The 10,164-nt window shown below is 63.0% G+C and carries 9 protein-coding genes; 4 read left to right on the top strand and 5 right to left on the bottom strand.

All coding sequences use genetic code 11. The annotated features are described in order from the left end of the window. The 5 genes from WAN02_RS18495 to WAN02_RS18475 all read right to left on the bottom strand — a co-directional run. Positions 1-1,119: MCE family protein (locus tag WAN02_RS18495; RefSeq protein ID WP_422265700.1), on the bottom strand; the 1,119-nt coding region annotated here is incomplete at its 3' end. Then, entirely contained in the window at positions 1,116-2,144 is a 1,029-nt protein-coding gene (locus WAN02_RS18490) for an MCE family protein (protein WP_422265699.1), read from the bottom strand. The genes WAN02_RS18490 and WAN02_RS18495, both read right to left, overlap by 4 nt. A 34-nt stretch (positions 2,145-2,178) precedes the next feature. After that, entirely contained in the window at positions 2,179-3,588 is a 1,410-nt protein-coding gene (locus WAN02_RS18485; RefSeq protein WP_422265698.1) for an MCE family protein, read from the bottom strand. Positions 3,589-3,593: 5 nt separating this feature from the next. After that, entirely contained in the window at positions 3,594-4,457 is an 864-nt protein-coding gene (locus WAN02_RS18480; protein ID WP_422265697.1) for an MlaE family ABC transporter permease, read from the bottom strand. Then, positions 4,454-5,248 carry an MlaE family ABC transporter permease gene (locus WAN02_RS18475; RefSeq protein WP_422265696.1) on the bottom strand — a complete coding sequence of 265 codons (795 nt, stop codon included), beginning with the start codon at positions 5,246-5,248 and terminating at the stop codon, positions 4,454-4,456. The genes WAN02_RS18480 and WAN02_RS18475 overlap by 4 nt, the downstream gene beginning before the upstream one ends. Positions 5,249-6,483: 1,235 nt before the next feature. Between WAN02_RS18475 and WAN02_RS18470 the strand changes: the two genes are divergently transcribed. The 4 genes from WAN02_RS18470 to WAN02_RS18455 all read left to right on the top strand — a co-directional run. After that, positions 6,484-7,176 (top strand): DUF305 domain-containing protein, encoded by a 693-nt coding sequence (locus WAN02_RS18470; protein ID WP_422265695.1) that lies wholly within the window; start codon positions 6,484-6,486, stop codon positions 7,174-7,176. 145 nt (positions 7,177-7,321) lie between these two features. Then, positions 7,322-8,005, top strand: coding sequence for a TetR/AcrR family transcriptional regulator (locus WAN02_RS18465; protein ID WP_422265694.1), 684 nt, complete (start codon positions 7,322-7,324; stop codon positions 8,003-8,005). A 92-nt stretch (positions 8,006-8,097) separates the two neighbouring features. Continuing rightward, complete coding sequence (locus WAN02_RS18460) at positions 8,098-9,216, top strand: phosphotransferase family protein (protein ID WP_422265693.1); 1,119 nt, start codon at positions 8,098-8,100, stop codon at positions 9,214-9,216. Continuing rightward, positions 9,213-10,164, top strand: a 952-nt coding sequence (locus WAN02_RS18455) for an LLM class flavin-dependent oxidoreductase (protein WP_422265692.1), incomplete at its 3' end; no start/stop codon positions are given. The genes WAN02_RS18460 and WAN02_RS18455, both read left to right, overlap by 4 nt.

Genomic DNA, 10,164 nt, shown 5'->3' with positions numbered 1-10,164 from the left:
GCCCTGACCGGTTCGCGGGTACGGCAGCGGCAGCGGCGGTGTGCCCGGCTGGCCGGTCAGCGGGTCGGTGAGCTGCGAGGGCAACTGGGTCGCGGGATCGATCCCCAGGTCCTTGAACGCTGAGTCGATGAACGGCTGGATGAACTGTCCCGGCACCAGGTTGACCAGATAGGCCTTGAAGAACGGGCCCGAGGCAACCGCCTCGCCCAGCGCCAGCGCAAAGCTGTCGAGGCCTTTGATCGCCTCCTGGATGCGTCCCTTGCGATTGTTGAGCAGCGCCACCACCCCGTTGAGCTTCTCCAGCGCCGGCCGCAGCGTGGCGTGGTTGTCATCGACGACTCTTCCCAACGCGCGGGCGATGCGGGCGTTGTCGACGAAAAACCTGTCCAGAAAACTGCTTTGGGCTTTCAGCGCGACCAGCAGCGAATCGGTGTCGCCGACGAGTTTGAGGATCTCGTCGCTACGCTTGGCCAACACGCCGGTGACCTTGTTGGCGTTGCTGAGCAGGTTTCGCAGCTCCGTGTCGCGCTCAGTCAATGTCTGGGAGAACCGCGCCACACCCTCGGCCGCGGCCTTCACCTGCGGTGAAGTGCCTTGGAATTCGCCGGCCACCACCGACAGCGCGTTCGACAGCTGGTCGGTATTCAACTTGGTGACGGTTGCCGAAAGATCGCCCAACACATCGGGCAGCTGGTAGGCCGGCGTGGTCCGCTCCAACGGGATCGGCCCGCTGAGCCGACCCTCTCCGCGCGGCGTCAGCTCGATGACCTTGGTACCCAGGAAGTTCTTCACTTTCACCGCGGCCTCGGTGCGCTCACCAAGCCGGATGTCGCCGGGAACGCGGAACTTGACCAACACCCGCGACCCCTCCAGGGCGATGCTGGCCACCTTCCCGACCCGGGCGCCCGACACCTCCACGACGCCGTTGGTCTCCAAACCACCCGCCTCGGCGAAGTACGCCGCGTACACCTTGTCGCCGGTCAGAAACGGCACCTTGTCGTAGTTCACCGCCAGCAGAATGGCCGCGACCAGCACGCCGATACCGATCGCACCCACGGCATACGGGTTGCGTTCGGAGAACTGCCTCATGTCGAACAGGCGCATGTAGAGGCGTCTCATTTCGGGGTGCACCTCCCCGAGCGCTGGCTGGCCAGGTTGATATAGACCGGTTGCCCGGTCTTGCCGTTCAGCTTCACAATCAGGTCGCACAGATAGAAGGTGAAGAAGTCTCCGTAGAGGCCTTCCCGGCCGATGATGCGATAGTCGTCGGGCAGCGTATTGATCAGGTTGTCGAGAAAGTCTTTATCGGCCAGCAGGGTCCCGGCGACGCGGTCGGTCTGATCGACCACCTTTTTCAGCGGCGTGCGGGCCCTGGTCAGCACCTCGACGCCCGCCGCATAGATTCTCTCGACGCCTTTGAAACCCAAGGCGAGGTCCTGTTTGCGTTCTTGCAGAGTGGTCATCAGTGTGGACAGCGAGTCGACGGCCGTGGCGAGCTGACCATCCTGGTCGCCCAGCGAACCGAGCACGGTGTTCAAGTTGGTGATCAGCGAGCCGAACAACCGATCCCGATCAGCCAGCGTGTTGGTCACCGCCGCGGCCTGGGTCAACACCGAGCCGACCGTCGGGCCCTGGCCCTGCAGCGCCTGGATCAACTGGCCGCTGATGGTGTTGATCTGATCGGGGTTCAGCGCGCGAAACACCGGCCGCAAGCCCCCGATCAACGCATCCAAATCCAGCGCCGGCTGGGTCCGGCCCAGCGGGATGGTCGCCCCCGGACCGAGCCTCTTGACTCCCCCCGCACCCTCCTCCAGCAACAAGAACCTGGCGCCGAACAGGTCGTCGTAGCGGACGACAGCCCTGCTGCCCTCGGTCAGCACCACCGACTCATCCGCGGAGAACTGCACGCGCACGGTGGAATCGGGCTGAACCGCGACCTTTTTGACCTTGCCGACCTCCACACCCGCGATGCGCACGAAGTTGTTCTCCCGCAACCCCGACACGTTAGCGAACACGGCGGTGTAGGTGTTCGCCTTTTCAAAGCGCAGCTGAGCGAACACGGCGAACACCACAGCGATGCCCATCAAACACACGGCGGCATAGATGGCGAAGCGCACCACGATGCCGCGGAAGTTCTCGCGCAATGTCTACCTTTCTTGGACGCGGGTTGGGGTGCTGCTAGCGGGGCTTGGGTGGAACCCCCGGGAAGGGCGGAACGAACGGCTCCGAACCCGCCGGTGGCTTGCCCATGCCCGGGTCTTTGGGCCGGCCGGGCGGAGGTGCCGGCGGCAAGCCGGGATACAGCGGCGTTCCGTCCGGGGCGTAGAGCTTCCCGCCGTAGGGTGGCGCGCCCGGGTAGGGCGTCGGACCTGGGGCAGGACCGCCCTGATCTTTCATCGTCGGCGGCAGCGGTGTCCCACGGGTGGACGGGGAATAAAGGGTGTAACCCGGATAGCCGATACCGGGGTTGGGCCGCACGTCCATGCCATTGCCGAACCCGGAGTTGGTGACCATGTACCGCTGCGGGAAGTTCTTTGCTACGTCGGGCAACGAACCGCAGCTCGGCGTTCCGCCCGGGCCTCCCTTGATGTCCATGACGGGCAGGTTGTCCGGATACCGGTACGCATCGTCGCCTAAGAGGATCCCGGCGTCGGCGATGAACGACCGTCCATTGTAGGTGAAGGCCTCGGCGAAACCCCGGTCCATGATGAGCTTGGCGCCCAGGAACGTGCAGGTCAATTCCGGGTTGTATTTCATCAGCAACCGCGTCGTCGGCTCGAGCACGTTGAGCAAATGGGCAAGGTTGTCTTTGGTCGGGGTCAGCAGTTTGTAACCGCTGTTGGCTGCTCCGCTCAGGGAGAGCAGTAGGTAATCAAAGTCTTTCGCATTCTTGGTGATCGCGGTACTGGCCGTGCTCGTAGCGTCCAGCGTGGCCATCAGGTTCTGCGCCGCGCCGCTGTAGGCGTCGTTGAACCCCTTGAACGCGCGCCAGTCGGCCCGGATCAACTCGCTGCGGGGATTGACCGCCAGCAGCACCTGATTGAAGTCGGTGATGGCTTGGCCGATCGCTTCGCCCTTCCCGCGAAACCCCTCGGCCAACGCAGAGATCACCGCGTTGATTTTGGCGGGATCGATCTTGTCCAGCACCGTGACCAGGTCCTGCAGGATCGTGTTCGCTTCGATGCTCACCTTGTTGGTGCTCAACACCGCCCCCGATGCCAGCCGCGTGCGACTCGGCTCGCTGGGGGGGCGCAGATCGACATATTTGGCGCCGAACACCGTGGGTGCGCTGATCTGGGCGTCGACGTTGGCCGGAATGTATCGCAGCTGGCTCGACTGCACCTCCAGATGAAGAGTCGCCCCATCTTTGGGCTGAATCGAGGCCACTCGGCCGACCTCCACGCCGCGGTACTTCACCACCGAGTTGGCGTCCATCACCAGACCCGCCCGATCCGACACCAGGGTGACCTTGGCGTAGGACGTGAAGTCTCGTCTGAAGGCCTTGACGGTCAGCGGAATGGACCCGATGATCGCGACGACCAGCAGCAGCGCCCACCATCCCGGATGTATGCGTCTCTCGTGTCTCATCGCCGCTATCCCGACAGGTGGAAGTCGCCCGACTTCCCGTAGAGGACCAGTGCCAGCACGAACGTGATGGTGATGGACACGAAGATGGACGCCCGCACCGCACGCCCGACCGCCTCACCAACACCGGCGGGCCCCCCCGTGGCGGTGTAGCCGTAATAGGTGTGGATCAGCATGACGATGACGGCCTGCACGGTGCATTCGAGCCCGGACACCAGCACATCGCGTGGCAGCAGGAAGGTGTTGAACCAGTGGTCGAAACCGCCGGCCCCCTGGTGGTAGGCCAGTATCGTGACGGTACGCGTGATAAGTACCGACCCGACGAAGGTCACGCAGTACAGCGGGGGCACCACCAGCAGACCCCCCAGCACCCGGGTCGACACCAGGTAGGGGATCGAGCGGATGCCGATGACCTCCAACGCGTCGATCTCCTCGCTGATCCGCATCGCACCCAGTTGCGCGGTGGCGCCGGCGCCGATGGTGGCCGCCAGGCCGTTGGCAATGATGAGCGGAAGCGACAGGCGCACGTTGGCGTAGGCGGAGAAAAACCCCGTGATCGCGCCGACGCCGAGGCTGCTGGCCTGGACGTAGCCAAAAATGCCGACGACGGCCGCGGAAGCCCCGGTCAAAATCGCCAGGATCACCACCTCCCCGCCGAGCAAGGCGAGCGCGCCGACACCCAAGCTCATCTCGGACAGGACGCGCAGCGTTTCCGACTTGTATCGGATGAAAGCCTGACGAATGTTGACCAGAGCCTCGACATAAAACGCGGCCTGCTCCCCGAGGAGACTCCATTCGCGCGCGGCAGTGCGCGCGCTGCGCGCTACCCGCGGAAAACGGGCGTTGACCACCGTCCTGACGTCGCCGGTCATGTCGCCACCGACGCTGTCGCGGTGATGACACTGACGAGCACGTTCACAATCAGCAGCGCGACGAATGTATAGACCACGGTCTCGTTGACCGCGCTACCAACACCCTGCGGACCGCCGCCCGCGGTGAGTCCCTTGTAACAGGCGATCAAGCCGGCGAGCATCCCAAAAATTGCGGATTTGGCAAAGCTGATCACCACCGTGGGAACGTTGGTCAGCAGCGTCACACTCGTGGCGAAGGCACCGGGATTGCCGTTCAACGCGTAGATGCTGAAGGCATAGTCGGCGCACAACCCGGAGATGATCACCAAGCCGTTGATCAACATGCCGGTGATGATGAGCGCGACCACCCGGGGCACCACCAATCGGTGGACCGGGTTGATGCCCAACACCCGCATGGCATCGATCTCCTCCCGGATGGTGCGCGCACCCAGGTCGGCACACATCGCCGTGGCGGCCGCACCACTGAGGACAAACACCGTGGCAACCGGCCCGATCTGCCCGACCGTGGCCAGTCCCGAGCCCGCGCCGTTGATGTCGCCGGCGCCGAACGAGACCGCCGCCACGCCGAAGAGATAGACAACCATCCCGTTGAACGCGATTGATTGCGCGATCGCCGGGATGGTCGCGACCCGAGCGACGAACCAACACTGCTCGAGGCACTCACGCCAAAAGAACGGCGGCCGCAAGGCCTGCACAAAGGTGTCCAGCGCCAGCGCCATGAAACCGCCGACCTCGCGCAGCGGCTTTTGCAGCGGCTTGGTCAGCCCGACCAGCGGGATAGTCGAGACCATCAGCGGCCCCTACTACTTTGCTGGCTGCCGATCGCAACGACTGCGCCAAGCCCGAAGAGGGAGGGTGGAAACGGGATCTGTCCTGGCTCACTTACCGCTCTTGCCGGCCACAGAGCGGTAAGACACGAATAGGCCGGCGGCACTACGTCCATCTCCCCACCCCTATCCATCTCGCTCATTCGTCGGGTCCAGCTTCGAGCAGAATGTGCGCGGGACCACACACGCTCCCATGAGGTGTGCGGGACCACATTATGCAGCGACCGATCCCAAGTCAATAGTTTTCTGTCCGAGCTGTCTCAAAACGGGTGTCGTAGGGCTCGGCCGCTTCGGCATGGTAGCCGACTTCTTCTGGCATGCATGACCTTTGGCGAAACCGTCAAGAAATTGCGGCGGTGCCCGACGGGATAAGGGTAGCGCCGTCTTATCAACATCAAAGTCGTTTCACGCATATTAAAAAAACAGAGCGATGGCTGGCCACCGAACAACCTGCTGCCGGTGTGTGCGCAGGACGCTGGGATTGCCTGCTGGCAAACGTAGAGTGCAGAACAATGGCGGTACAGCCGTTTTCGGCACGGTTTCGTCCGCTTCTGGCCTGCCCGGTGCGCAGGCCGCGGCCCCTACGATCACCGAATGAGCTTCCGGCGGTGGAGTTTAGCGCCGCTATACTTGCGGCGTTCGCGCCGGAAAGGCGATCTCGGCGCACACCCAAGCACGCAACCTCACAGGCGCGCGCATTGCCGTTTCCGTCTGAATCATCTCCTCCCCTTGGTGGCGTGAGCCGCCGGATCACCGGCTGGGGCTCCGCCTTCGTCACCGCCGCACCGAACTCCGCCGGGCGCGAAGCATACTGCGGCCCAGGCGGATTCATCGCCGACGACGCGAACGCAATTCCTTCAAGGGGTTGCAATGATGCGGCTCTCCTTCATCGGCCGGGACCCCCATGCAGGGCTAGGGTGTCGAAGCTGGTCACGATATTATATCTTTGGCCGCTGGTTGGCAATTAGCTGCAACTATGCCGAGGGCAGGTGTTTCGGGTCAGCGCACCGGAATTATTCAGTGCCCGCTATGCAGGTGACCACGCCGCCGGCGACTCATCGTTATGTGTTAGCCAGTCGTTGGGTGTTAGCCAGCTCGACCCGGCCTTGTGCGCCGCCCACCGATTCGGTAGATGAGACGAAAGCGACGCATTCCACTACCACGAAGCGACTCACTCGGACGGCACGCCGCATGACCGGTTGTCCACCGAACGGGTCAAGCCCACGAACGCTTTTGCACCGCTGACCAGGAAGGGCAATTGGGATATCCGCTACGCTGGCGCCGTGCCGCCGCTGACCGCCCGAATCGCCGCCGCTCTCGCGGCGTGTTCTACGCCGTTGTTCTTGACGTCCTGTCACAGCTCGCCTTCGGGTGACCACGCCCATACCCTGCCGACCGATGATAAGCCCGTGATAACCGGCGAACCCGCCGCCTTCAACGGTGCGGACGTCGCTTTCGCGAACAGCATGACTGCGCAAGAGCAACAAGGGATCGGCATTTCGCTCCTGGTGCCGGATCGGTCCACTAATTCCGAGCTCGTCACGTTTGCTGCCAAGACCGGGCCGGCCCTACAGGTGGACACAGAGATCTTGAAGGCTCTCAGCGCGCAGTGGAAAGAGGGCCACGACAAGCAACCTGGGGACGATGGGCCCAGTAGCACACCGGGGGGCATCGTTGATAACCCCGCTATCGCCAAGCTTGATTCATTGCATGGCCCCGCATTCGACGCACTATGGCTGAAGACAATGATCGGTCTTGACCAGGGGGCAATCGGACTTGCCAACGCCGAAGTCGCGAATGGAAAGAATGTAGACGCCACCAGCCTCGCCAAACAGATCGTCAAGGCGCGGCAGGCCGAGATTGCCCGGATGCAGCAGATTCTCGCAAGTTAAGTGCTTGTCGCACACGATCATTCACCGTCGTAGCGAACGATCTCGATCTGCTGTCCGCCTACCGGCGGTGGCGGCATTTTCAGGATCCACCGGTTTGTTTTGCTCATGAACGCCCTTCCCGTGTTCTTACCGTACATGTACGCTGGTGAGCCATGTGCGCCCAGCCCGCGAGCCCGGCGAACGCGACGTGGCCGTCCCCAAGGTGAAACTTGAGGCGTTGGTGGAGGCCGCGGCCGACATAGCCAGCGCCGATGGCATCGATGCGGTGACCATGCGTCGTCTTGCCGAGCGCTGCGGTGTGGGCGTGATGACGATCTATGGCTACGTCCGCACCAAGGAGGAGCTCTTGGCGGTGCTGGCCGACCGCTACCTGGCCGAGATCGAGCTTCCGGACCCCGCGATGCGATGGCAGGACCAACTGGTGGCGCTGTACCGCTCGCTGCGCGAGGTAATGCTGAAACATCCGACGCTTGCTCCGATCATCGCCAACCAACGCCTCGACCGCAGGTCCGCCTATCGTGGCGCCGAGGTGGTGTGTGCCGCGTTGCGAGCGACCGGGATGCGCGATCGCGAGGTAATCACGTCGTTCGCGACGCTCACGTCGTTCACGGTCGGATCCGTGCAACGCGAACTGGCGGCCATGGACTCTGACGCACGGCCAGGTTTGGCCTCCCTCCCCGCCGCGGAATTTCCCAACGTGGTCGCACTCTTCGGCCCACTGGTAACGGGTGACGCCGAACAAAACTTTTGCGACGGCCTGCAGCTGGTGATCGACGCGATTGCCACTCGCATCCCCCGATGGCCGAAGTCGGGAAAGTTCAACTACTGACATCGTCCCGAGAGTAGAGATCGTCCAGGACAGGAGTTTTTCGTGCCGCTCGCAAATCTAATCAAACCTATATTCAATAAGGGAGGGGTCCGGTGACGGAATCCGAGCGGAGCGCCGATACCCTGCGCCGCTCTGCGACAAGGATCGTGGATTCCGTTGACGACATCGCGGCAGATTGGCTGACCGATGCACTGCACCAAACCGGCTGCCTCGACGAGGGCCGGGTGACGTCGTTCAGCAGCGAACTAATGAGTGTCGGCCAACTCGGACTGGTCGCCCGGCTGACCCTCAGCTATGACGGTGCTGGACCAGACGCCCCGCCGACCGCGATGGTCAAGTTGCCGTCCCACGACGCCGGCAGCCGCGCAGTGGGTGTCGCACTCGGTATCTACGAGAGCGAAGTGCGCTTCTACCAAGAGATCGCGCCGACCGTCGGCATCCGGGTGCCACGGCTCTATTGGGCAGACATCGAATCGTCAACCGGCAGGTTCACACTTCTCCTCGAGGATCTGAGCGGCGCGGGCACTCCCGGTGACATGATCGCCGGCGGTACGCCCAGTCAAGCTGCCCGAGCGTTGGACGCACTCGTCGATCTGCAAACGCCGCGCTGGTCGGATCCGGCATTGCGCGAAAAGGTTTGGCTCGCCAACCCCAACCGCAACCATGCCTTCTTCGCCGCCGTGGAGCCGGCCCTACCATTATTTCTGGAGCGCTTCGCCGATCGCCTTGATTCCAAAGACGTGGAGTTCGTGGAGCAGGTCGTACCGTACGCGAACGCATGGGCTGCACAGATGACCGTTGGCCCCACCGTGGTCTTGCACGGCGATTACCGCATGGATAACATCCTTTTCCCGCACGATCCCGCCGCTCCGGTCTCGGTGTTCGACTGGCAGGCCACACGTTTGGGACCGCCGCTGGTCGACGTCAGCGTGTATCTCGGCGGCTGTCTGTCGCTGGACGATCGGCGTTGCCACGAGCGAGAACTGTTAAGCCAATACCACGATGGCCTGATGTCACGAGGGCTCACCAGCTTCTCGTTCGACGACGTGTGGGAAAGCTACCGCTGGTGCGTCTTCTACGGGCTGATGCTCAGCGTGCCGTTTTCAGTCCAATTGGAACGAACCGAGCGGGGTGACGCACTGTTTGCCGGGATGGTTCGCTGCTATGCCCAACAAGCCCGTGATCTAGAGTCAATGGAGTTGCTGAGATGAGTGAGTCCGTCACCACCGCCCTCGCGTTTTCTTGTGACCGCCACACGCCACCAACGGATTTCGCCGCCGCAGCCGCCGCAGCAGCGCAGAGCGGCGTCGTCGACGAACTGCTGATCTGGGACCAGATGACGAACTTTTGGCCCCGCCAGCTCTGGCACCCGGAAAGCAGCCCGATGGCAACGATCGTCCCGGATCTGGACTCGTATTCCGACGCATTTGCGATGAGTGGCTACCTGGCCGCGTCGGTGCCGGGAATCGGCTTGACGATCAGTACCGACGCGATCCGTCGGGGGCCTGCCGAACTCACCCAGACCATGATGACGCTGGCCAATATGACTGGGGGCAAGGCGAAGGTGATGATCGGTGCCGGGGAAGCCAAACAGGTCACGCCGTACGGCTGGAAGAGATCCGAAGGATTGGCGCGGCTCGAAGATCACCTGAAGGGTTTCAATGCATTGTGGGCCAGTACCGAGCCGGTCGATCTGCCGGGCAATCACTGGACCTTCAAACAAGCCTGGCTGGGGCAGTCACGCACTCATCGCCCGAGCGTCTGGGCGTTGGGCGGTGGACCGAAGCTGTTCGATCTGGCGACGACCTACGCCGACGGGATCTCGGCCATCGTGCCGTGTGTGGCGCCCACACCGGAATCTTGGGCGCAGACAATCAGCTCGATGAAGGCCGAGCTGGAGCGGAAGGGGCGTGATCCGGAACAGTTCGAATTCGGAATCTGGTTCATGTCGTTGGTGCATGAGGATACCGATCTCTTGGTGCGTGCTCTCGACAACCCATTGATGCGTTGGATGGCAGGCGTTTTCGGTCGGTTAGACCAAAGCGCTTGGGATGCCGAGGGCATTGAACCGCCCCTGCCGCGCGACTGGCACTACGCGGTCAAGCTGCTGCCGGTCAAGTGGACCGAGCCGGAAATCCGCGGCCTGCTCGGCCGTACCA

This window comes from Mycobacterium sp. (genome assembly GCF_049281135.1).
Taxonomy (GTDB): Bacteria; Actinomycetota; Actinomycetes; order Mycobacteriales; family Mycobacteriaceae; genus Mycobacterium.
The sequence above is the reverse complement of the archived record's forward strand: the minus strand, read 5'-3'. Positions and strand labels throughout refer to the sequence as shown.

Coding starts and splice junctions, on each gene's coding strand:
- WAN02_RS18485 (WP_422265698.1), bottom strand. CDS start 3,588: ATGAGACACGAGAGACGCATACATCCGGGATGGTGGGCGCTGCTGCTG.
- WAN02_RS18480 (WP_422265697.1), bottom strand. CDS start 4,457: ATGACCGGCGACGTCAGGACGGTGGTCAACGCCCGTTTTCCGCGGGTA.
- WAN02_RS18475 (WP_422265696.1), bottom strand. CDS start 5,248: ATGGTCTCGACTATCCCGCTGGTCGGGCTGACCAAGCCGCTGCAAAAG.